The organism is Sphingobacterium sp. UBA2610, assembly GCF_002339225.1.
Classification (GTDB): Bacteria; Bacteroidota; Bacteroidia; order Sphingobacteriales; family Sphingobacteriaceae; genus Sphingobacterium; species Sphingobacterium multivorum.
In genome coordinates this window covers 22372-47517 of record NZ_DDKA01000007.1, presented here as the reverse complement: position 1 = coordinate 47517, position 25146 = coordinate 22372, and the positions used below count along the sequence as shown (strand labels likewise).

Annotated in this window: 21 protein-coding genes and 1 pseudogene; 7 read left to right on the top strand and 15 right to left on the bottom strand. The window is 35.5% G+C overall.

The genetic code is table 11. The annotated features are described in order from the left end of the window. Window positions 1–183 precede the first annotated feature (183 nt). The 3 genes from B4Z47_RS04890 to B4Z47_RS04880 all read left to right on the top strand — a co-directional run bounded on the left by B4Z47_RS04890 (window position 184) and on the right by B4Z47_RS04880 (window position 2888). Window positions 184–564 (top strand): DUF7674 family protein, encoded by a 381-nt coding sequence (locus tag B4Z47_RS04890; protein WP_286726930.1) that lies wholly within the window; start codon window positions 184–186, stop codon window positions 562–564. Between the two features lie 602 nt (window positions 565–1166). Continuing rightward, the gene (locus B4Z47_RS04885; protein WP_286710015.1) at window positions 1167–1673 is read left to right on the top strand and encodes a DUF4304 domain-containing protein; all 507 of its coding nucleotides are present in this window, start codon (window positions 1167–1169) and stop codon (window positions 1671–1673) included. A 183-nt stretch (window positions 1674–1856) separates the two neighbouring features. After that, window positions 1857–2888, top strand: a complete 1032-nt coding sequence (locus B4Z47_RS04880) for a hypothetical protein (RefSeq protein ID WP_286710016.1) — start codon at window positions 1857–1859, stop codon at window positions 2886–2888. Between the two features lie 502 nt (window positions 2889–3390). Here B4Z47_RS04880 and B4Z47_RS04875 read toward each other — a convergent pair. The 15 genes and pseudogenes from B4Z47_RS04875 to B4Z47_RS04805 all read right to left on the bottom strand — a co-directional run. Continuing rightward, window positions 3391–3930 (bottom strand): annotated as a pseudogene (locus tag B4Z47_RS04875) (DUF6896 domain-containing protein); the annotation flags it as partial. A gap of 15 nt (window positions 3931–3945) precedes the next feature. Next, window positions 3946–4197, bottom strand: a complete 252-nt coding sequence (locus tag B4Z47_RS04870) for a hypothetical protein (RefSeq protein WP_286710018.1) — start codon at window positions 4195–4197, stop codon at window positions 3946–3948. A gap of 114 nt (window positions 4198–4311) precedes the next feature. Next, complete coding sequence (locus B4Z47_RS04865; protein WP_286726927.1) at window positions 4312–4986, bottom strand: hypothetical protein; 675 nt, start codon at window positions 4984–4986, stop codon at window positions 4312–4314. 148 nt (window positions 4987–5134) lie between these two features. After that, entirely contained in the window at window positions 5135–5428 is a 294-nt protein-coding gene (locus B4Z47_RS04860) for a hypothetical protein (protein WP_286726925.1), read from the bottom strand. Between the two features lie 575 nt (window positions 5429–6003). Further along, the gene (locus B4Z47_RS04855; protein ID WP_286710021.1) at window positions 6004–6390 is read right to left on the bottom strand and encodes a hypothetical protein; all 387 of its coding nucleotides are present in this window, start codon (window positions 6388–6390) and stop codon (window positions 6004–6006) included. A gap of 12 nt (window positions 6391–6402) precedes the next feature. Further along, window positions 6403–7341 carry a hypothetical protein gene (locus B4Z47_RS04850; protein WP_286710022.1) on the bottom strand — a complete coding sequence of 313 codons (939 nt, stop codon included), beginning with the start codon at window positions 7339–7341 and terminating at the stop codon, window positions 6403–6405. Between the two features lie 89 nt (window positions 7342–7430). Further along, complete coding sequence (locus tag B4Z47_RS04845; protein ID WP_286710023.1) at window positions 7431–8024, bottom strand: hypothetical protein; 594 nt, start codon at window positions 8022–8024, stop codon at window positions 7431–7433. A 183-nt stretch (window positions 8025–8207) separates the two neighbouring features. Next, entirely contained in the window at window positions 8208–8921 is a 714-nt protein-coding gene (locus B4Z47_RS04840; protein WP_286726924.1) for an AAA family ATPase, read from the bottom strand. 120 nt (window positions 8922–9041) lie between these two features. Then, a complete protein-coding gene (locus tag B4Z47_RS04835) occupies window positions 9042–11543 on the bottom strand; it encodes a S8 family peptidase (RefSeq protein ID WP_286726923.1) in 2502 nt (833 codons plus the stop codon). A gap of 22 nt (window positions 11544–11565) precedes the next feature. Continuing rightward, window positions 11566–12546, bottom strand: a complete 981-nt coding sequence (locus B4Z47_RS04830) for an AAA family ATPase (RefSeq protein ID WP_286726921.1) — start codon at window positions 12544–12546, stop codon at window positions 11566–11568. A gap of 139 nt (window positions 12547–12685) precedes the next feature. Then, entirely contained in the window at window positions 12686–13810 is a 1125-nt protein-coding gene (gene gapS4b / locus B4Z47_RS04825; RefSeq protein ID WP_286726919.1) for a GapS4b family protein, read from the bottom strand. Window positions 13811–13813: 3 nt separating this feature from the next. Then, window positions 13814–14755, bottom strand: coding sequence for a GapS4a family protein (gapS4a, locus tag B4Z47_RS04820; protein ID WP_286726918.1), 942 nt, complete (start codon window positions 14753–14755; stop codon window positions 13814–13816). A 153-nt stretch (window positions 14756–14908) separates the two neighbouring features. Continuing rightward, window positions 14909–16270 carry a HEPN domain-containing protein gene (locus B4Z47_RS04815; protein ID WP_286726917.1) on the bottom strand — a complete coding sequence of 454 codons (1362 nt, stop codon included), beginning with the start codon at window positions 16268–16270 and terminating at the stop codon, window positions 14909–14911. A gap of 387 nt (window positions 16271–16657) precedes the next feature. Further along, on the bottom strand, window positions 16658–17293 hold the full coding sequence (locus B4Z47_RS04810; RefSeq protein ID WP_286726915.1) for a hypothetical protein: 636 nt from the start codon (window positions 17291–17293) through the stop codon (window positions 16658–16660). A gap of 195 nt (window positions 17294–17488) precedes the next feature. Continuing rightward, window positions 17489–17986: a hypothetical protein gene (locus B4Z47_RS04805; RefSeq protein WP_286726914.1), complete on the bottom strand. Its 498-nt coding sequence runs from the start codon at window positions 17984–17986 to the stop codon at window positions 17489–17491. Window positions 17987–18596: 610 nt separating this feature from the next. On the opposite strand from B4Z47_RS04805, the gene B4Z47_RS04800 reads away from it, so the two are divergent. The 4 genes from B4Z47_RS04800 to B4Z47_RS04785 are packed head-to-tail and all read left to right on the top strand — an operon-like array spanning window position 18597 to window position 25123. Beyond that, window positions 18597–18965: a hypothetical protein gene (locus tag B4Z47_RS04800; RefSeq protein WP_286726912.1), complete on the top strand. Its 369-nt coding sequence runs from the start codon at window positions 18597–18599 to the stop codon at window positions 18963–18965. Window position 18966: 1 nt separating this feature from the next. Next, window positions 18967–20550, top strand: a complete 1584-nt coding sequence (locus B4Z47_RS04795; RefSeq protein ID WP_286726910.1) for a TlpA family protein disulfide reductase — start codon at window positions 18967–18969, stop codon at window positions 20548–20550. 20 nt (window positions 20551–20570) lie between these two features. After that, window positions 20571–23750, top strand: coding sequence for a SusC/RagA family TonB-linked outer membrane protein (locus B4Z47_RS04790; RefSeq protein WP_286726908.1), 3180 nt, complete (start codon window positions 20571–20573; stop codon window positions 23748–23750). Window positions 23751–23761: 11 nt separating this feature from the next. Further along, window positions 23762–25123, top strand: a complete 1362-nt coding sequence (locus B4Z47_RS04785) for a RagB/SusD family nutrient uptake outer membrane protein (RefSeq protein WP_286726906.1) — start codon at window positions 23762–23764, stop codon at window positions 25121–25123. Window positions 25124–25146: the final 23 nt, after the last annotated feature.

Genomic DNA, 25146 nt, shown 5'->3' with positions numbered 1-25146 from the left:
ATACAGTATTTAACAGACGATCAAATCAGAACAAGGCTGAAACTGGGAAAATCTGTAGAGCAGTGGCTAGGCCATGTTCAGGAAGAATATAGGGATTATATTAAACGTTAATTTTATCTTCGTATTCAAGTTCTATTGATTAAAGTGGGAGGAAAGTAAGGAAGTTGTTCCAATATAATAATGATGAAAGACCAAGATTTATTTATTAAGGAATTGATCGATTTGTTTCCGAGTTTGGAAGAGGAGCTTTCAGATGAAGATTACAGGGCGTCTATTACCTTTCAAATGGGTTGTTTCAAGCGATTTATGCAGGAAGCGATAGCTGAAAATGATGGAGATAAGTTTGATGCTATGGTAAATTTTTTAACGAAAAATTTGCCTTTAGTTGATAAGCGAGTTCAAAATGCCATTTATCTAAGTTTTTTGGGTAAATTGGATTTTTCCGAAACCCCCAATTTAAAAAAACGGTTGGGACAGGATTTAGGTAAAGCCTATACTGATATAGAAAATTATAATAATTCTCCAGTTAGTGATGAGGTAAAGACCTTCTTGAATAAATTTTGATATTCTTGATATAGGTCAATATTTGAATTACGCATTTGAAAGATGGAGATGTTACAAAAAAATAAACCATGCTATTGCTAAGTCTGGACAGTTGACTGAAAGGGACGATAATAGCTTTGTCATAGCTCGTATTTCAGATAGTACAAAGTTTACCGTTAAAGCTGGTTGTGAACTTATAAATAGATTGAAAGAATTTAATAAACCTGTGATTGAAACAGGGAACGGTTATCGCCGAACTCAAATATTTTAGGTGACTCTTTGTGTTATGATACTAATGTGTACAGTTCGGATTTTTGGAAATTATATTCCATCATTTCTGAAGGAATTCCCAACGAATTTAATCCATTTAAAACACATAAATTTGATTAGTTTTTTCAATTAGACCAATCCCATCAAATAGAAATTATCCTCTAATGTTATAGTCTGGGGCAGGTGAAAGTTTTACTAAATCGAACCTGAAGCAAGGGAATCTTCTACATAAAGGCTATAAGATATTGGAAGCAGTTGCGGGACAAGGAATTAGTCAATTAGAAAGATATGAGACTGTTTTGGAAAAACTATTTTAGGATAAGTTTTAATACGGTTTTAGAGTTTTATTAATTATGGATAAGATAAAATTTAAGCAAGCAGTAGATCAAATTCTATCACCACACAAGTTTGTTAGAAATAAAAACACTTGGATATTGAAAAGCCCTGGAATAAATAAAGTAATTTCAGTATACAAATCATATTATTCTGATAGCTATTATATTGATTATGGATTTATTATTAACAATCTTGAATTGAACGACCTTAAAATGCATGTTTTTAAACGTCTAGGGGCGTCAGATTACGATGAGTTACTTCTTATTAACAGAATATTAAGTTTAGACAGTTCTATGCTTGAGCAAGAAAGAGTTAGTCAATTAAGGAGCCTTATCGAGGGGCGAGTCCTGTCGGTTTTAGAAAGGATAAATACAGAATCTGATTTATTGGTATATATTCAGAGCTTTCCTAACTTAAAAATGATTCCTTTTGTAGTTAAGAATTATTTCCATTTAACCAGTCATAAAAATGTTAAAGGATGGGTAACCAAAATTTTGTCAATTTTCGATTTCAATAAATCATAAAAGCTGAGATACGAATCAGACAACAGCGGATGCAAAAATGGAAAATATTGGAAAATACCCTATTGATAAGGTGAGCTGAAGATTTTATTCCGACTTTTTGTTTTAAGGTGCAGGTCTTAATGGGGAAGTGACTATCTTTGAGTGTAGACTTTGATGGGACCAAAATTCCTCTTAATTGAAAGTATGATATACACTAAACATAATATTTGCTACTTCTTGACCCTTATGTTGTTTATTGGTTTTGTGGCTGTGGGAAAAGCTCAGGTACTACCATTCTATAATGTTAACCCCTTAGAGGACGATGATTATTTTACAAAAACCGTTTTTTCATTCAATTCTAATTTTATAAAAAGCAATAAAGTAAAACGTATTCTGCTTCAGGGTGAAGAGAAGATTGGGATGAAATATATTTACGATTTTAACCCCGACGGTACGATCGTAAGTATGAGGAGCATACGATATAATAACGAAAAACCTGATACCGCTTTTTATACTAGATACTCCTATAATTCAGATGGTTTCATCGATAAAAAAGCAAGGATAGATTATTCCAATGGCATCGTAAAAGTCAGCAGCTATCAATACAATAAGAATAACAAAGTTGATATCATCCGAACTTTCACTTTGAACGCCCAGATGCCAAATAGGCCGCAAAACAATGATTGGCAGGGAGAGCAAGTTCGAGGAGTGGACAGAATGATTTTAGAGGGTGTTTTACCAGACGAAAGCATTTGGAAGAGAATGACGGCAAATAATGATTTTTCTTCTTTGCAATATCGTTACTATACTGAAAACGAATTCGAGGCAGAAGAACGTACCGAATATTTCAATTTTAGCAAGAATAGTGGTAATCTAGATACTTGTTATCAAAAAAAGACATATTACTATGTAAAAGGATATCCGGCAGTGTTGTTTTTACATAATGGCTGTGCTGTTGAGAAAACACCATCAGAATTGTACCAATTCAAGGATGGGCTTTTACTACAACTTACCGATGTACCTTCTTCCCTTGATTCCAAAACCGAAAAGTATGTCTATGATCAAAACCGAAACCTGAAACTGATGGAAGATATCTGGAATGGACGAAAAGTAAGCGAGCTGGAAATGCGTTACGATGAAAAAGGTTTTTTGATCTCCATACAGCGAAAGTCGGATGCTGCAAAAGCTCATTATTTTGAAGATCGTACTTTAAAGGCAATATATAGTTTTTACTAATCAATTGCTTCTATAATTCCGTATGGATAAACGGTGGTAAGATTATTAGGATTTAAAATTTGAAATTAAATATTAGTGATTACGATTCATTATTTACAATCATACCCTGATGTATAATAATAAATTCAGTGCTTAATGCAACGCCAAACATGATTGAAGAGCCAAATACATTTTACAAGTGTAACTTAATTATCGGGATATCTTCGTTTCTTATAACAGTTACGGTTAGAACGAGCATAATCTATAGTGCTGTTGATAATGTTGGTTTAGCAGATACTATTACAATCATATGGAATTGGTTTATGCTTTTAAGTTTAGCTATTGCTGCTTTTCAGACTTTGGCATTTACTTATAAAAATGGAGGGATTAGCTACGTGTTGCTAAGTATACTAGTAATAATTTGTTTAATTATTACTAGTATAGGGATGTTCCTTATTCCAACGGGAGCAATTCTGTCCTAATTTTTGTAAATCACGCATATGAAACACCATTATCGCTAGGCTCATCTTTTTAGGCTAAGAAATTTCCAAAGGTTGAATTTAGGTTTCTTTTTAATTTCCTCAATATGTTTTACGAATATTTTTTCTAAATCCAAGTCGGATTTAATCTCAACTTTCTCTCTATCTGTGACGGCAATGCCAGTGTGCCCAGGGACATTAGAAGGAATCTCTTCAAATTTTCCTAATGAGGTCATTTTTTTTATTATTCTTGACCCGTCAGCATATTCTTCAAAGAGGGGAATTGGCAGTGGGTGATAGTTTTGTGAAGATAGGATAAACTTCACAAAAAAATACGGATCTAAATCCCCAAACTCAAGCCCGAAAACAAGCGAAACCTCAATATACTGCCGGGTTATTATATTTTGAAAACCACAATGAAAACCATGGACAAAATATTTCCATTCTGCAACTTTCCCGATCTGTCGTTCATCCCACTTTAACTCATTAAAAGTATCCATTGGAAAATCCTTGTTTAAATTTAAATCAAGTTTGTCAACCAGCATAAACACTAATTGTTGGCCTAGTTGCCTGTAATCTTTTGCACATTGCTCAAAAAATTATTGGTGGTCTTCAATTTCTTTATCTGTAATTAGTTTTACAATGTTAAGTTCAGGGTCTATTGTATGGATCAAAACCTGGAATCCAGAAAGTTCATATTCGAGATTTTGGCCAATTTGTTCGCGCTGCTTGTTTATATTTCCTTTAAAAACAAGTTTTAGGGCTCTTTCTCTTGAAATGGATTTGATTTCATCTATTGATGGAAGTTGGTCAATTGACTTAATAATAATTATATCTGTTGTTCTGTCCACAAACCTAATTTAAAGAAATTTTATGCAACTAGTGGTCTTGCATGTAGAATAGCCTTATTTAAATTTGTCTGTTGTTCAGTAATTGCGTGGCAAATATAGTACCCTCCTTGGGATTTAGCTGAGTTTTGCCTCTCTTGTTAGTTTACTTTTGTCTATCCCTAAATCATTACTGAATAAATCAACTAGTATTTTTTCAATTTCGCTTTTATTAAAAGTGTTCGGGTTACGTCTAGATTTGAAATAACTTTCACGTGTCATTTTTTTTGCTAATTGCCCAACTGTTTGCAGGTTAAGTATGTTGCCGAATTTTTTTGCAAACCAAAGTCCAGCATTTGAAAATACAAGTCCTGCAAGTCCGATCTGCCAATTAAAGAATAGTGCAGCGCAAGATGTCACCAGTAAAATCGCAAGTGTAACGGATGCCCAGTAGGGCGGTCGTAGGATATGAAGTTTAAATCCCAAGTGCACTTCCAATTTTTTTACCATAGAACGTCTGCTTTGTTTTGGCAGAAGACCAAGGAGAGTAGTGCCGGTTGCGATTGTTTTCCGGTCTATTTGAAATGTTGATGCCATTGCATCACGCAGTTTATAAAAAGCCTGTTGGCTTGTGCAGTCTTTCGAATGTGCTAGTTGAATTTTATTGGCAATGTGATCACATAGTTCACCAAAAGTGAAAATGTGCATCAGTTCGGTGCTCTCAAACTTCATGTCAAATGACTTTTCAACTTTAACGAGTAAATCGCTGATATCGTCTGGATCTACATTTTCTAGTTCGTCGTCTGCCATCATATTGCTCTTACCAATTGGTTACAAAATACAAATTTGCTGTAAAAATAGCATATAGTATTTTTTAATACGCCATTGAAAATACTGTTCGTTTCATAATCCAATAATCTATTCAAGCCGCGTTCGTGATCATCCAATGTTGCTATTGGTCTTAAGCTATCCAAGTATCCTCATATTTAACAACCTTCCATTTGCCTTTTATTTTTTCAAGAATAAAATACCACCCCTGGCCACATAATCCACCGCAGATATGATCCACGGATACAAAGGCTTTTTGACCGTCACGTGTCAGGATAGGTAAGTGGAAGACCAGTTTCGTTAAGAAACGTTCTTCCTCAGTCAATCTATTGCTGTCTTTAACCATATACTTGTGAGTGATCGATTGGGGAATGAAGACTGTATCCCTGGCTCTTGTCTGATTTAGGAAACCGATTGAATCCTGCATGTTATAACCAAGATGGTCAAACAATTCCCGGATTCCAATAGCATCCCCCAGAGGATAACCCTCTTATAGGACGTATGTATCAGATCTTTTTTAAATTTGTTTTCAATATAAGTCTCAGGTTTTTCAGTTATGATCAATCGATTGATGTAAGTGTCATGGTTAAATATCGCTTCCAGTATTTCCGCATAGTCTTTTTCAAAAGCGGAATAATTGAAAGTTTCTTCTGGAGCTTTTGCTTTAGGTGTTTTTTTAGTTGTGCTTTGACAAGCGAAAGCAAGAAATAAAACGGGTATTAAGAAGTATACTTTCATAAAATAGCGCGAATAATTTAACAGATGATGTCAAAATGTTTTCTTTTCCATAATGCAATTTACTAAATTCATACATCACGTTTTTATTTATGATACTGTTGGAGGAGAAATTCAGAATTGTATCTTTTGGGATTGAGGTTAGGATAGTAAGATCTCAATGAAGTAACTAACACTTCTAACATATAGAGAAGACAATCTTAAATTATGGATTATAGAGCGACAGGAATTGATGCTGTTATATTTTATTCAATGATCCACCGTCAACTAACTGAGCGGTTCATTCCATTGAGGTATACCGATAAACATATCATTTACAAATTTTTCTGTATACCGCTGCATTCCAGTTTCCTCCTTATCAAAGTAGGTCTTTATTTTTGAGCATACTTTAGGGTTGTAGCATAACTTGACGCGGAAGTTTTCGATCCATTCTGCCCGTATAACAATGGTAATTAATTTTTTCGTATCTCTGGACAATCCGATTACGGTAATATCTTGGCACATCCCAGCATACCAATCAATAATATACACTTTGGTGCCCGGGCTAAACTGTTTCGTGCCATAGCGGGTTTCTATTTTCCCTTGACCATAGCTAATTTCCTGTTTGATGTTAGCTACCAATGTCCATAATGGTATAGGTTCTAAATGATCCATATTTATTCAGCGCTATTGTAGATATGACGCCATCAGTGTCTGTCGAAATGTTTTAGTTTTCAATGATAGTGACGTCAAGTCATCAATAATGATTTCATCTATTTGAAAATCGGTGATTATTTTTTCCTGAATGTTTGCATAATCTAAGGAGTCAATTATTTCGCCTGAGAGGATATCGAAAATATATAATGTACCTCCTGCGTACGCATTTTGGCCACTTTCTGGCATAAATCCATGAATACAACCTAAATTGCTCTTAGTTGTTATGATATTGTAACACCAAATTCTATTATCTTTTTTAAATTTGGAAAAATTTATTGACCATATCGGTTTCACCATGTTGTCGTGTGTAAAGCAGTGCAATGAATTTTTTTTGTCACTTATCAATAAATAGGCTTGGGTATTATCAAATTTGATCCAACTCGTACCGCCTACATTATCAAGTTTTATTTCATCGAAACAGTGATTGTCAAAGTGATACCTTAAAATAGATTTTTTCTCTGTTGGAATATAAATAATATTGCTTTTAAGGTGTAAATCTGCATTGTACAGACTTTTGTCGACTTTATCTTTTTTGAAAACTACCTCACCGTTTTTAATATTTACACAACATAGTCCACGATAATATTCAAGTAAAAAATAGTTAGATGATTTATCTATTATGCTTCTATATCCCAGGAACTTTTCTGTAGAAAAGAGTTGTTGTTTAGTCTCAATGTCAAAAGCTGTAATTGTCGTTTTATTTGCATTTCGTATTGTTAGCCAATTTTTGGAATTCAAAAGTATAATATGGCCATTAGGGGCAAAATCTAAGAGGCGGAATTCTTCAAAACCAAGATTATTTAGAATATTTAGGTTTGAATCTGTCAAGATTAAACCTTTTTTATCATCCTCTATAATAGCCTTATTAATTTGTCTTCTATTAATAACTCTTTTATTTTCGATTCTCATATTGCAATGCGCTAAGAGTCTTGTTGTTATATTTTATAATGCTTGAGATTCTTACATGACATGTTTTGTCAATTCCTGATTTGAGTTTATTAGTTTGGTATAACTAGATTAGCTTGTGAAAAGTCAATGGCTTTGTACCTATCTTTCATTTTCTTGTCGAGTATGACCTTGTCATCCGTGAATGAAACAGGAGGCGTTTTAAAATGCCAGGTTCCCAGATAGTTTAATGAGTTTTCTGTAATCTTAAAAGTAAAGCGTTCTAATTCATCTATATTTATCAGGCCAGCATTTACTTTATCTTCAAAGCCATCTGTTGTATCCGTATTCTTAAAAATATACTCTGTATACATTTTGCCACCATACCACTTACTATTGGTCCACCAATAATTTAGAATAGCGTAGTTACCCGGCTCAATGGTATATATGAAGATATTTTCCTTTGATGATTTGAATGTCGGCTTCACTCTAAATGAAAAAACCTCCTTTGTTTCTGTATTGATCAAACGTATGTCCTGCGGAAAACCTCCACTGCTGAATCCTAATCGTTGGATGAAATTACCATAGATAATTGCTTTTCCACGAGGTATGCCGTCGTTACTTGCGACATCATTAAGGTGTTTAAGATCTTGTGCATTAATCTGCATTGATAAAAAAACTAAGAATACTGTTATTATACGTTTCATTTCTAAAGCTGATATTGGCTGAAAAATATTTCTTGCCGACTTTAATTTAGATTAACTAGCTAGCCATAAAACTATAATAAATACCCCATATTTTATGTATCAATTATGAAATTAACGATTATATAACACAACTATTTTCCCAATGAGTTCTTTGCATTTATTTTTGTTTTCCATTTTTTTGATTTAAAAATCGAAGCCAAATTCGGATAGCATCCGTTCGTGGTTATTCATAAAATACTTCATCAATTTGTATTGTTCGGTATCCTGATATGCAATCATTTTTATTCCATTTTCAGATACCCGGTAGATGTCAGCTTCGGGATAGGCCATTAGGATGGGGGAGTGTGTTGCGATAATGAATTGGGATCTCAGTTCTACAAGCTCTCTTATTCGGCTCAGCATGTTTAACTGGCTTATTATAGACAGTGCCGATTCTGGCTCATCAAAGATATAGAGTCCGTTTCCGTTTAGGCGATGATGTAATAATGAGAGAAAGCTTTCACCATGAGAACGTTCGTGGAGCGATCCACCATAGGATTTCTGAGCTTCATATTGATCTACTGCGGTGGCAACATTATAAAAACTTTCAGCCCTGAGAAAATAACCATCTCTGTTGCGATATGCCGTTCGTATTACTTGGATATCTTCAAATAAAGCGGAATGGGAATCCATGGTGCTAAAATTAAAATTGCGGCTTCCACCTTCAGGATTAAAGCCGGCATTGATGGCTATCGCTTCTACTAGTGTTGATTTTCCTATACCATTTTCTCCTACGATGAAGGTCACAGGACTCCGAAATTTTAGTTCATCCAGTGCAGACAATGACGGAATATTATACGGATAATGGTCGCGGCCCTCTGTAGGTTTTTTATTTCGGATTTGGCTAATATAAATCATCTAATTATACTTTATCTATATTTTGATAGTTGAGCTCTTGATTCTTTTACTTCGAATCCCCTAATTTATGTATCTGGTTTCAGATCCTGATGTTTTTAACCATTCACTTACCCTATACGTTTAAACTCTAATTTCAACAGGAATAGGTACTTTAGCTTCGATCATATTTTTTACAGGAGTATAGATATCAATATCATTATTTGGGGAGGCAATACTAATGATTAGACTATAATGAACTGTATTTTCATAGCGTTTTAGTTTTTTGCGAGTTTTCCACCATCCTGTTGTCGGATATATTGCCAAAATGTTCCGAGTTGCTAAATCAGCAGCGTTGCCTTCCCATATATCTTTATGAATAGATCCTTTATTCCGTATGTCTTCACCCAATTTCCAGTTTCGCTCGCGGCCCTCATTTTGATAATCATCTTCCCGCATTTCAGCACTAATTCTTCCTGCAAATGCATCCGGAGATTCGTTCGTATCGTTCATTTTAAATCTTAATGCATGCGACATATAGTTGTTTGCCTTTGCATATCTTTTATTCCCAGGATTTGGTTCGACAAAATAGGATAGGGTAACAGTTAATTTTACCGGTGTATTATATAATTCTGCTAATGCATCTATCGGCCAAGGTAAGTTGTATAAATGAAATTGGTCCGTTTTAATCCTCGACTCATTATATTGATATGGTTTTAATTCAGCTTCACATATTAGAGTAAGTGAATTTGAGGCACTATGCACTGCCCGTTGAAGATTTGGAACACCATATCCTACGGTTTGTATAAGTTTGACTTTTTGTGCAAAAGATAAATCCCCCAAGTTTCGGTTTCCCAACATGGCCGGTGTCCAAATAGCGGAATGAACCATCAAAGCTCTTATGGTTTCTGGCCTAAAATGCGGGTATTGGATGAAAAGTTGTGCGGCGAACCGGCTGGCGAGAGCCGTGGCTGCACTGGTGTCTCCAAATGCTGTAAGCATGTTTAACGTTTTTCCACAGGAAGTACTTAATAATTGAAGTGAATCCGGGCTCAATACAGCGCCCTGTTGTATCGCTTGATTACCACCTTCCATTACAATGTCGGGTTTTCTAGGCCATTCATTTGCCCAAATAGAAGATGTCGTATTACACGGTGACATAGCTCCTCTATTTGCTAGAATTTCAGCTTCGGGAAATAGATTAAAATCTAGTTGATCTTTCAATGTATATGCTCCTACCGTTATAGCGTTAAATGCTTGTGCGGGATCATTAATACTATGGTCATCATTTATTAGTGGATATTCATTACGAATTTCGTCTGCTAAATTTCCAGAAGAAATGATAAACAAGTTTCTTTCATTAATATCTTCTGTTCCAAAAGAAAGCATATCAATAGTAGCGGACCAAAGTGACGGTTTCCCCAAATGCTGATTATCATTAGATGTTACAGCCATACAAATTGCGCGTTTATGATCGGGATTCATGATTTCGGCATTAGAGACAGCATCGATCGTTACGAAACCATAATTCAGGAGGTCATGTGGTTTGTTGTGATCTATAACTCTTACACTCTCGAATTTAAAGGGAATGTTTACAGGGTGGTTGTGGCCAAATACTTCAGATAGATCTCCGTACAGGATTAATCCCGCCATGGGAGTTCCATGGCCACTACGCATATTAGTTCTGTCTGCAACATGGCCATCGGCAAAAACTGTAGAGAGATAGCGTTCCTCAATATGAGGAGTTAATAATGGATTACCGTGATTTACTCCGGTATCCAATAGACATACAGATATTTTATTTTGGTCAGAGCTATTGGATACTCGTTGTAACAAATCATTAATCCAATTATCTTGTTCGATACGCGTAGCATATGTGAAAAAATCTGTCAAATCACGAGGTGTACGTAACTCACTTAGACATTCTAAATAGAGTAAGTTTTCCATTTGCCGCGGAGTACCTTTAATGTATCCTACAGTATGCTCAGGAAAGCAGATCCACTGTTGGCCAATTTGGATTCCTTGTTGCTGTAGAAAATCTTTGCACTGTTTAATGTAGTCATTGTTATTATCGTAATCTAACCATACTTCCCACCAAATACTTTCGTCCGCATTAGGAAATTCATTTTCAGGCTCCTGCCAAAATGCTGCTAGAGTGGCAGCACGAATATCCTCTATATTTGCTATTAAAGAATAATTTCTAGGTTTAGGATTGCCCGCCTTTTCACTTTGAGGTGTATTCTTAGTAAGAAATTCATCTACTTTATTTAGAAAGTTAGTGATTGCTGTTTTGTCTAAGTATATTCCAGCCTCTTGGTACTCAAAAGCATTCCCATCATTATCTCTGCCCTCAAGTATCCTCGTAAATGCAATGCGGAAACTAGATTTATCATCAAATTTATCAATATCAAGTGGGAAGTCCGGGGCGGATTTAAAAACTATATAAACAAAGTCTTGAATCTGTTTACCATTCCAAAAGTCATTTAAAGCTTCATCGAATCTGACTTTGACGAAATCTCCTTGTTGCTGACGATTAATACCGCCACGAGCTAATACAGTAGGACCACCTTGAATATTAGAGGTGTAATTTTTGGCATCATAAAAATTTCCATCTATTACTAGATGGGGTAGGTTATTTTCTGGCATATTGGAAAAAAGAATAAGTCCCTTAAAAAGGTCTTTTCCTTCCTTCTACATAATGTAGTATTTTTTCTTCACTCACATTTTTATCGCCATAGACGAGATAATCTTTCCATACATCACTTACAATACGGTGAATGTCTGCAAAGCTTAATCCGATGGCTTTATGAGTAACTTTTCTTAGATCTATAGTAGAGGGGAGGTCAAACCCAGTGAATTCTAAATCAAATAATTGGTATATATCTTCCTCAGTAGGAAGAGGAAACTGGATGATATCATCAAAACGTCTGAATAGTGCCACATCCAAAGCATCTGGGAGATTTGTTGCAGCGATTATCAAACTTCTCGAATCATCTTTTTCAATCTGTAGTAAGAAACTATTGAGTACACGTTTTATTTCGCCTACTTCATTTCCAGCGGAGCGTGAGGTACCAATGCTATCAAACTCATCGAAAAGATATACAGCTCTAAAATCCCGCATTGCGTCAAATACTAGACGAAGTTTGGCAATGGATTCACCCATATATCGACTAATCAACCCATCGAGCCTGATGATGAATAGGGGGAGGCCCAGTTCACTCGCCAAAACATGCGCACTCATTGTTTTACCACAGCCTGGAGCACCAGTAAAAAGAAGCTTTCTACGAGCAGTCAAACCATGACTTTCGAGGATGCCTATTTTACGTTGCTCATCGAGTACACGCTGGATAGAGTTTCGTACATTTTTTGAAAGTACCATATCCATAAGTTTTACCTCAGGGCGAACTAATTCCAGTAAATCTTCTAATTCTTTTTGAGCACTATTGACAGGAAGCTTTTTGATCAGAACAGACTCTTTACTTTTAGAGAGTTTAGCTTTGTCGATCATTTTTTTGAGCTCTTCGGCTAAGGCAGTATGGCCTTGGCGCGCTTCAGCGGCAGCTATTTGCATAGCAGTAGCATAGAAACGACTGTCGTCTCCTTCGCCAAACGAACGAATCAAGCTCTTTATTTGTTCCAATGCTGCCATTTGCTGTACTCAAAAATTTTTGCAAATATAAGGTTATATAATCAAAATAGGTGCCGAATTTTTCGACTATTCTCTCTAAGTTATTCAAAATTTATTTGATTACAAAGTGTGATTAACCTTCAATTTTTAATTACTACTCTTAAACAATATTTCCTGTCGATTTATATTGATTAAATTTAGATATTTTTATTTTTTCGATTATATCATAAATTTCTTTATTAATTTTTTGTTGGTTTTGATAGGATTTAAACTCTTTATCCAGTTGAACATCTAATATTATTTGAAGTTCGGAATTGATATCTTTTGTCTTGGCGATATAGTCTGGGAAACTAAATGTAATATCACACTTGCCGGTCAACCCTTGATAATTTAAATTATACTTAAGCTTTATCATACTTAAGATAAGCTTCGGATAATAAGCAGAGTTATTGAGAAGGATATGATCCTGTAAGGCCTTCCCACTTAATTTTAGATTATCTATTTCATTTAAAAATTTTTGAATATCCTTATGGCTTTCTACCTTTTCATCTAAATATAGGTCAACATCTGAAATACTAGAAAATGTTAAATAGACGATTTTAGCTAAAATGAATGATTGAAGAAATTGTACCCTTTTTTTATTGTCAAAATCACAAAATCGAATTCGAACAAAATCTGATTCAGTTTTAATGATTGATTTATCAGTCAATCTTTTTTTTACATTCCTGATGATTAGTTCATTAACGCTGAGGGTTTCTTTAGCAGTGATATTCTGTTGTAAAGTTAACTGGAGGCCTTTGTCTTTATTTTTTTTGATAATTACCTTTCCAGAATGCGTAGACGTTTTGCTGTGAAAATCAAATAATAGGTTTTCTCTTTCCAATTCATAATCTAGAATAGCCGTATCACTATCTGCAAGGTAGAATGTTGGACTGCCTTTTACTTTAAAATATTGTTTATAAGGAGTACTTTCTTCAATCAGTTTATTTATATCTATTCCGTTTTCTATTACATCAGTCAAAGAAAAATCTTGCTCACAATGAATGCTTGCTGTTCTGTATTTAGTTTTGTCCTCTTTTGTTTTCTGTGTCTCTAAAAAATATTGGAAGTCACCAGGGCTGATAACTGTTTTCATTAATAAGGGTACAGAACTGCTTTTTTCTTGATTAGATAAAAAGACACCCTTCTCCCTTAAAAGAGTATAAACTTTGAAATCAGTTATATTGGTTTTAACTAATAACTGTCTTATTAGGTCACCTTGAGGTAAATATGAAAAATCACTCATGATTTAATTTTTAAAATCTTTTGGAAATTTTTGAACATAAAAGTTTTTCTCAAATTGAAATTGTCTAAAATTCCTTAGTGAAGTTGTCACTAGAGATTTATGATCAAGTGAGCTATAATTTTTAAAATTCAAAACTGTTTTATTGATAGCTCCTAATGTATTTATTGAGCTGGCTAATCCAATGATCTGTTCCATAGCAAATGCATTAATTTCCATATTTAAAAATATATGAAGTTCAACTTTACCTTCTTTTGAAACTCTTATAGGGATAATATCAGAATACAAATATTGAATTGGAAAAACCTTGCCAAAGGGCTCTTCGGCAAATGAATTTGGATTTAATGAATTGTTTATATAAACAAAATCAATATTATCATTTCCTTCCAACTGTCTTAAGTTAAATATGCTATTATATAGAAAATTTATACGAGCATTATCAACAACTATAACGCTATCAAAAGCCATATCAAATTCAATTATAGAATTACTGATCTCTCCTAATATGGACGTGTTGTTTGGCGCTTCCTCGGAAAGCCATACCAAAACCCCTGTGGTATCTGATCTTCTAATTCCACTGAACTGTTTTAGTGTGTTATTTCTAAATTCGGAATTTGAAAAGCATTCGAATGTTTGGGCCAGATCTTTTAGATGATCTTTAAAAGTAGTCTTAGTTTTGGTTGAGGAAGGATATGAGCTTTTTGTATATTTCGAAGACATTAATATTAATTCTAATATTTCGTCTTCTACAGGTGATTTGAAAGAAACGAAACCATCTATACCATGTGTACTTCTTTCGCCTTTAGCTCCGTTGCTTTTATGTTTCACTTTATGAATACAATTCAGCTTTATTCCAGTATCAAGATTGGAGTAGCCTAATATTTCTTCAAATAAAAACTTAGCTATTTCTTCTCCCTTTTCTCCAATTGATTTCGATAATTCTCCCATTAATACTTTTTAATTTTGATAATATGGCGGTTTAGTTTAAGATTTGTAGTTAAGATACAATGAATTTAAATGAAATAAAATAGTATAATAGAATATTTGTGATTTTTAGCATTTAAAGCTGGTATTTTGAATTGGAATTGAATATAATCGAATTTAAATATCGGTAATAAAATAATATCTCCGTTGCCAGAACCTTATCATTGATTGATTTAAAAAATTTGTTTCTACTCCAAGGTAGTGCAAAATGAAAAATATTAATGTAATATTAATTTTTATTGTTGCGTGAATTATATCATTTTCAAATATTTGAGATTTCTTTTTATCAGATAAATGAGTATGCAGGTTTCGAGTATTTTTTATTTTTTTGCAGAATTCATCATCAAATCCAATGTGTTCAAGAAAATCTCCTCCATAAATCTCTAATAAATTATCAAGCCTTTCTTTTAAATTTATTTGGTTTGAAAAAGCGATGTTATTAGATATAAATGTATAATCACTCTTTTCTAAAGTATTTTTTATACGCTTTACTAAAGGTTTAAAATCTTCAGATGGAATTTTAGTTTTATCAAATAGTATGCGGTGATAAGCTTCAAGTGCTTGGGCCACATTTAAAAATTGATTTGTAGAAAATTGACCTGTATTGTTTAAATTATCGTAAATAATCAAATAAATATCCCTCAGATCATCAAATCTTTTTAGATATTTTGAAAGAATACTTTCTAAAATGTCAGGGGTATTTTTTAATTCTAAAATATTTTCATGAAATCTTAACTGAGATAACCTATTATCTAAATCAGATTGTTGAGAGTAAATTTTAAATTTACTCTGTATAAAAGCAACAGATGTATAGTCATATGTAACAACCTTTTGGTTAAATAAGATGCTGAAAAACACTTCTATCTTCTCACAAATGCTGAGTAAATGTCTTAAAGGTGCTTTTTTTGTAAGGATTAACTCCACAATAACGTCTTTAGATATAGTTTTACTCAATCCCTCCATCTTTGTATTAACGATATGTAACCAAGAAAAACTTACCGACAGATTATCGTCAATTTGGAATGTTTTATCTTCGGGTAGAGTGCTGATTATTTGTACTGATTTATTTTCGCGGTTAAATTCTATTTTTCCAGTATACAAATAGTTGTTTAATCCTGATATCTTAAAACTTATTTTCCGACAAGATATAGACTCTATCGAAGAAAAAGAGGAATCTTCCAGTAGATATTTGAATGTAAAAACGAGAGTATAAATTCCACCGGAAACAGTTCTTTTTGCTAAAAATGGATTTAATATGGTGTATTTTTTTCCATTATTGAGAATGCCTGAAATTATTTTTATTGATTGTTTTAGAATTAGATCTCTTTGATCCAATATTTTATTAAAAGATTTACTGGATATACTTATTGTTCCTCCTGTTTGGTAATTGAAATGAATATGTCCTGGGAATTTGGTGTTTGAAACCCCCTTAAATATGGCATTACATGTTCCTTCTATCTTAAAATTTTTGTCAATCATAACTTGGATAAATAAATGATGATAATTTATAAATAATAAATGAAATATGTCAAACAATCAATAAAATGAGCAATAATTAATTCTTTTACCTTATGAACTAAATTTTCCATTTACCACGACGATGCATGACGAATTAATCGAAATTGCTAGAATCATCTGTGAGATAACAATTCCGTCTAAGGTGATTTCGCCTAGAAGTCTTGCTAAGGGCAAGTCGGTGGAAGATGAGTATGTCAATGAAGGAATGGCATATTTTTAAATTAGTGATTACGATTTAGTGATTACGATATTTTGGTTCTATCGGATAATTGAACAAGGGATGAAATGTAGATTGTTATCAAAATTGATAATCGTACCCTGAAATATGAATATAAACTAAATCAACTGTTAATTATCAATTCTGAATGCGGGTTGCATGTATACATTGTCTGAGCCAAGAAAAAATAAGTATTGTTTATACTTGTGGCCGAGATAATCCTGATATTGAAAAATTATGGTGTGCCCTGAGTATTGTTTTATTTCAATGAAAACTGGGTTTAGTTCCATAATAACACAGAACGATAATTTTTTTTCTTTTGCGAGCATTACGTTTTTAATGACGGAAGGAATTTCAACTTCAATATAATCTGGGAAATTATGACTAATCTCTAAATTTTGTAGGGCATTGGATTTAATGATTACATTGAACTTTGTTTCACTATGTGATTTTGAATTAGTATAAATAATATCGTTTACTTCCAATATAGGGAGATAACTGTCTAGAAATCTCCTCTGTTCCAATTGTGTAATTACCCTTTGCTCTCTAAAAGTTTTAACCAGATATATTGCCGTAAATGCAGTAATAAAAAGTATCGCCCAGTCGCTTACAGTACCCCATATTGAAGCTTCGAAAGGAATTTTAAAAAGTCCTACAGCTGGGAATCCTTTATTTAGAATGAGCCAATTATTTACGAAAGCAATTCCCGAAAAAAAGCCGATAATCAGGCCAATGATCAGAAGTGCTTTATTATCAAAGTTTTTCATTATGCTATTAAAACAATTTTAAGAAATGGAGAAAGGTTCCCAAACAAATAAAACTTGTTTTAGCTCCTTCCAACCTCAAGAACCTGTGCTCATCTAAACAAAAAGGAAGAATAGTGACTCCCAAATAAATATCCTTAAATTTGATATCATTTCGCACTGTTGTCCTTTTTACAAAAAATAGATTAGTATTGGTTACTAAGACTTCGAGTAATAATTTTTTGTTCCAACCTTTACACTTTTCAAAGCGTTTAACTTGGCAATAGGTCGAAGTATATCTGTTAAATCCTTATTAGTGAGATCTAGTTTTAAATATGAATCCTGTTGATTAAGTTCTACTATGATTTCTTTAATTGATTTTTTTGAATCGAAGAAATTAGAGTTAATCAAATTGTCTACGCCTAATTTGATTAAATTGGTTCTTTCTAATTTCGCTTGAGCATCTCTTTTTGGTAATAGCTGATCGATGGCTATATCAGGATAAAATAATCGTGGTGATATTCCAAGATCAATAGCAATTGCATTAATTTGATCATGGGCGTACATTTCCGGCCGATTTGGATTCTCAATGTTTCCAATATATCCATCTGTCACGTCTAATAACATCGCAAAATAGGATTGTGATTTATTGTAACTATTCCGGATCTGTATGCTGTTTTTTACAATTTCAAGCTCAAATTGGGATTTCTTGGTCATCGCAAAATATTTTTTTGCAATGTCTATAGTTATTACTATATTTGTCTATAGTTGTAACTATAGAAATAAAACTATATATGATTAAGACGTAAATAAGCTGTATTTTCACTTTTCTATTCTGTTGAGGAAATTAGAAGGTGTTTACTTCGTAAGATCTCGTTCGAGCAATGTGGTAATTGATTAAGACACGAGCAGTAAGTAGACACCTCGGAACAATGATATATATTGTTGGGCCGAGGTCTTACTGATTGTGTCTGGTAGGAAACTACCCCCGATTACCACCGGGAGCTCGAACTTTCAGTAGCCTCGGCCTAATTAATAAGTAGACATTGAGGCTCTATCAAATTAGAGCTATGAAACAAAAGAAACAAATCACAAAAAACCTTATAAAATCCCCCGAGTAGCTCGGTGCGATTCAGCCAGCAACGGCCTGGTCACATCAGCTATGGAATTCGAGATGCCCAATTATATACCGAGTCATACCCATTCAATAGAATTCTAGCTATCCCAATTAATCAATTTTATTACGGGCGGTTTACGGCCTAAAAAGCAACCGATTCAATCGGACTGGAATAGGTATGCTCTAAACTCGCCATTAAAAATCTAATGAATGAGATCTAATTACGCTCACCTGATTCTACTGGATTTGGTAATTTATGAAACTCATAGAGCAGGATATGATCCTGTGAAAAATGTTCAAGACTTTTGGGATAAGTATCCTCTAAGTGCAATTAAAGACTATATTGTTGTTTTGCATCCCGATACGGTTGATAACGAAAAAACGAAAGATAATCCGCAATTGTCTGAATTTTCCGTCGAACTTCTCCGGGTCCTGATAGCTTATTTAATGATCCACATGACTCAATTGGATCTTGGTAAGGTATCTATTTCACTAGAGGTAAACAAAGAAGCGATAGATACTTCTAAAGCGATCTCAGATTTCTTTCATCGCGTATCCCAATCCAACGCCAATTCCTAAAATGATGAAAAAATTCAAATTACAATCCAATAGCAGTGCACTGCTATATATCCAAATACTTAAGATCACAGTACCTGTGATCTTATACTTCTTAGTTTCTATGTTTAGTTTATCAGCTCAGACGCCCCGCAAGAACAGCGGGGCCGATGGGCTACTTTCAAGATCAGCAGTTAAAAAACTGAATTTTTTAATTGCTTTATGTCTATTGTGCTTTCCAGCTATGCTAAAAGCACAGTTTTATACGCCCGATTCAAGTTCTTTATATGTAGGCGATAAAGTGCCGGAAAATTTCTATACAACAAAGTATAAGCTATTTGACCTTAAATCTAAAGCTGAATCAATCAGTGATCTGAGTGCCGATTATGACAAGTTAATCCTATTGGACTTTTGGGCCAACTGGTGTAAGCCTTGTCTGTACTACCTGATGAAAATGGATTCCATCTCCAAAGAATTGGATCCGTCCAAAGTAAAGATTATCCCAGTTACTTATCAGTCTAGTAAAGATCTGATCAAAATAGCCGAGCGTTTTGCTTGGAACTATCGGTCCATTACCGAGGATACGGTATTGGCCAAAATGTTTCCGCACCAAAGCCTACCGCATATGATCTGGATCTACAAAGGTAAGGTGGTCGCTAAGCCCAAGTCAGACTATGTCTCCAAGGAGAATATCGCATTGATCCTACATGAAGATATGCCCAAGATGGTGCAGAACAATGCTATTAAAGCTATAGATCCAAACAAGTCCTTGTTTACAGTGAACAATGGTAAAGCAGATCTTTTGGTCGATCAAAAGGGCTTTAAGATGGCTGGGTTTGTGGATCAATATTTTACGGTTCCCCTGACTATCCATCGTGGCAGGGATAGTATGTTGATCTATTCAATCAATAATCCATTGGACCAGCTTATTTATCAGGCTTTTCATCAGGATGTCTTCCAACTATTTGATATTACATCAGCTTTTCAGTGGAATGTTTTGCCATCTACCCTGCAAAAGCAATCTTTTAATGAACCTGTACCAAGCTATCAAGGCGACTATGCACAGGACTTGAAAGTAAAGGATTGGATGTTGCACAATTATTATAGCTATGCCCTACAACTACCGGCATCGTATAATGATGCTGACGCCATGCATCTATTACAGCAAAGGCTTCAAAAGGCAATACTTGCTCATTTTGGATTAGAAGTAGAGCTTATTCGAGGCCCCCGAAAGCGGTACGCTGCACTGCAAAGACTTAAGCCATTATCGGCCGTAGAACAGCTATTGCAGCAGCCCTTATCAGCAAAGCAATCTGCCGATAGTGTACAGGCAAAGGTTGCCTTTTTTGATCAGCCACATTTTCAGCTATTTGTTTCTGCACCGCTCAGAAATATGAAACAGCTCAAGCTAGATGAAAATGCTGTCATTAACGAAACGGATATACCAAATGATTTCATGGCATCTTTTGCATTCCCTAAATCCATGCGACAGGCAACGGAGCTACAGTCTGTACAACAGGAACTGAAACGCTACGGTATGAAAATCGTTATCATGGATCAAAAAGTACCTATGCTACGCGTTTCGCAAGTCAAAAATATCAATCGTTAATCCTTAATCTTTGCTAGAAAATGAAACATATCATTTTATTCTATATCTATCTCTTCCCAGCACTATTATGGGCGCAAAATCGGGTCACCGGGATAGTGTCCGATAGTACCGGAAATCCCTTAGAAAAGGTGTCAATTGTGTTGTTGCCCCAAGGGCTGCAGCAATCGAGTGCAAAGGATGGTTCCTTTGCTTTCCTCCTGGGCAGTAACTCCCGTATCCAATTTAGTATGGTTGGGTTTGAACGCAAGGTAATAGGACTGGAACAGGGGCGGGACCAGCATATTAGCGTTGTACTATCCGCTAGTCAACAAAAATTGGACGAGGTATTGGTTAATACGGGTTATTACAAGGTGGACAAAAGTCGTGTAACGGGTTCGTTTAATACTATTGACAATAAACAACTGCAGTTTAATCCCCATGGTAGCATCATTGAACGACTTGAAGGTATTACTCCAAGCCTCCAGTTCGATCGGAAGTTTAATGTCAATGAAAATGTAGGCGAACCTGCATTACGGCTTCGGGGGCTGAGTTCCATTCAGTCCAGCACTGAGCCATTGATTATCCTCGATAATTTTCCATACAAAGGAAGTATCAATACGATCAATCCTGATGACATTGAAAGTATCACGATATTAAAAGATGCCGCTGCCGCCAGTATATGGGGGGCACGTGCTGGTAACGGAGTGATTGTGCTTACAACAAAAAAAGGACGGACAGGCGATGCCATAAAAGTAAGCTTCGGTACTCAGCTTGTCCTGTCCGATCGGCCCGACCTTTTTTACAATCCCAATTTTCTGGATTCCAAAAGCATGATGGAGGTCGAAAAAACATTGTTCGACCGTGGTTATTATAAGAAAGCCAATCAGACAATGCTGCCCGATTATGTCTCGCTCTTGTTCAAATTGAAGGAAAATAAGATCGATCAGACCGAATTTGACCAGATTAAAAACCGTATGGAAATGCAGGATATTCGGCAGGAAGCCAAAGAGGAGCTTTACCGAAAGGCAGTAACGCAGCGTTACAACTTGATGCTTTCCGGTGGTTCTACCAAAAACCGTTTTGTGCTTTCGGGTAGCTTCAATAAGGATCTACTGAATGTAATCGGTAATAAAGCACAGCGGTACACGCTGCGTGGAGCTAATGAGCTTAAATTAACATCCCAGCTAACACTGAATACCGAAGTGCAGGTTGCAAGGTTAGACAATGCCAATAATGGTTATAACTTGACGAATCTGAACGGAACAAGAACCTTATCTCCATATACTTTTCTGCGTAATGTGGATGGTACTGCAGCTTCAACCAACTATAAATATCTACGGGAATATGTAGAACAGGCTGAAAGCACAGGCTTGCTCAATTGGGATTTTAAGCCATTGGAAGACCGTGAGCTCTTAAATAAAACGACCCAAAGCAAGAATCTGTTGCTCGCGGCCGGATTAAATTATAGGTTGCTTGACGGATTGTCTCTGGATCTCAAATATCAATACCAGAATATAAGCAACAGCTCGCAGAATTGGTACGATAAGGACAGTTATTATGTACGTAACCTTGTCAACCAATACACGCAGACCGATATGACGCGGATCATCCCATACGGTGGTATATTGGAAGGTGGCACTAACCGTAATATTGTTAATCATAATTTTCGTTTGCAAGGAAATTATCAGAAAAAGTTTGCTACTAATTATGAACTCAGCGCATTGGCTGGAGCGGAGATCAGTGCCAACCTGACGAAAGATCTGCCTGGATTTCGTTTATTTGATTACAACAGGGATATATTGACGAATCAGATTGCTTTCGATTATACTACCCTGTACAAGCTGCGACCAAACGGTTCGGCCCGTGTTCCTGTCCCGCCCAATAATATGCAGGATATCACCGAGCGATTCTTGTCCTATTTTGCAAATGCATCATTAACCATACAAGACCGACATAGTTTCAGCGGCAGTGTACGTTGGGATGCCTCGAATATCTTTGGTGTAAAGACCAATCAAAAAGGTGTACCGCTATGGTCTTTGGGTGCCAAGGAAAAGCTAATTGCCTTTGACTTCCTTAAAAATAGCTGGCTTTCGCAACTGGATGTTAGGGCTACCTATGGAGTCAATGGAAATATCAATGCCGCATTGAGTGCCCTGCCCTCGGCCTTCTTTAATAATTATGATCTGATGACCGGTTTGCCTTATAGCCAGCTCCGCAGTGCGGGCAATCCAAATCTTCGTTGGGAAAAAATAAAAATCTTAAATCTTGGACTAGACTTTGGCTTTTTGAAACAGCGATTAACAGGTTCGGTCGAGTACTTCCATAAAAAAGGAACCGATCTCATCGGGCAGGAACTGTATGACCCCACCACAGGAATTAGTCCTGTAGACGGTACTTATTACATCGATAACTTAGTGAATTATGCCAACATGATCACCAAAGGTCTTGATTTCAATTTACGTGCTTTGCTATTGCAGGGTAATTTTAAATGGTCAGTCAATACACTATTGAGCTATACAAGCAATAAGGTGACGGATTACATGGCTGCTTCTCGGGTCTCGACTTCAAGCTATGTAACTAGTCCTGTTCCGACAGTAGGAAAGTCACTTGATCAGCTTTACGCATGGAAATTTGGGGGGCTAAGTGCCGAAAATGGAATGATCTTGACGCCGAGCGGTGATCAGGATTACCTGAAATATATGAACAATGCGAAGATCGAAGACCTCGAATATGTAGGTCTCAGATTCCCGCCCTGGCAGGGCAGTCTGATGCAGAGCTTTAATTATAAGGGTTTCGAACTAAATGCAAACATTGAGTTTAAAATGGGATTTTACCTCAGAAGAGCATCTATTGATTATAGCAAACTTTTTGCGAATGGTATTGGCAATCGTGACTATGAACGACGTTGGCAGAAAATAGGAGATGAGCAGTTTACGACGGTGCCTGCTACGCCCACAAACGTGGATAATAGAAGGGATGCGCTTTATGCAAACTCGATGGCATTGATTGAGAAAGGTGATTTTGTACGGCTTTCCAATATACAAATGGCTTATACCTTCAAATGGAGGAATGTAAAATCTGTTCAAACCCGGGTATTTGCTGTCGTTAATAATTTAGGCATGCTGTATAGGGCGAATAAATCAGGATTGGATCCCGATTTTTATCAAGCTAATTATCCTAAACCAAGAACTTACACAATAGGCGTTCAACTTGATTTTTAAGAGCTAATAAGATGAAAACATTACTATTATTTTTATGCAGCATGTTTCTGCTGGCATGTAATCCGGATTACCTGGATCTAAAACGGGACAAAAGTCAAACCGTTCCTACAACGCTGGATGACTTCGATGGTTTGCTAGGCAATTCAATGACAATGAACCAGTCTTCAAGTCATACATTAGGAATGATAAGTGGCGATGAGTACGAAGTTCATGATGCCTCCGTAGGCCTCGTGTCAAGAGATTTCGAAAGGGCTGCCTTTTTATGGCAACCTGATATATTTGGAAACGCAGAAAGCGAAGACTGGAACGGTGCATATCGTCGGATATTGTATTGTAATATTATTTTGGAAGGACTGCAAAAAGTTGCAAGAAATGAGACAAATAAAGTACGTTATGATCGTATTAAAGGTGAATGCTTGTTTCAACGATCTTTAATGTTTTTTAATTTGGCGATGCAATTTGCTGCATTACCCGCAGATAAGCAACGATCTATCTATGGAATTCCGCTGCGTACAGAAAGTGACCCTGAGCAAAAAAATGCAAGAAATACTGTTCAGGAAACTTATGATAGGATAATAGCAGATCTGTTGGAGGCAGAATCGCTTTTGCCACAGGAAGGACTTTCGATTTATAGAGCTGATAAAGTTGCCGTACAGGCCTTGCTTGCCAGAGTTTATCTCGTTCTTGAAGATTACAATAGTGCTTCTGCCTATTCCATGAAGACGATTCAGGCTGATCATACATTACTAAATTACAATAGCCTTGATCCGAATTTGAATTTTCCATTTCCATCCTATGGATCAGGAAATACGGAAATATTATTTTATGATATGCCAGACTATGCCGAACTGATAAGCGAAACGTATGCAAAAATTCCGGATGTCTTTTATAATTCCTTTGATCAAAATGATCTGAGAAAAACCCTGTTTTTTAGATCGGAGGATCCGGAGAAAATAACGTTCAGAGGTACATATGGTGGAAATTACGTGGATTTTTCGGGATTATCCCTAGATGAGTCTTACCTTACGCTGGCCGAATGTTTAGTCAGGAAAGGGGAGATAAATCAAGGCATGTCATACCTCAAAAGGCTACTGACAAGTAGGTTTAAGCGAGAGAGTGCTGTGTCCATTCCAGTATTGAACCAGGAGGGGGCATTAAAATTTGTGCTTAATGAACGCAAAAAAGAGCTGCTTTTTAGAGGAGTTAGGTGGATGGATCTTCGGAGATTAAATCTATCGAAAGAAACCGCAATTGTATTACATAGAAACTATGAAGGAAAGGAATATATCCTTAATCCTAATGATGTACGATATATTTTCCCAATTCCGCAGAGTGTGATGTTAAATTCAGATGTGATACAGATACCTCGTTAAACTTAAAAGGCCCTGCATATTGC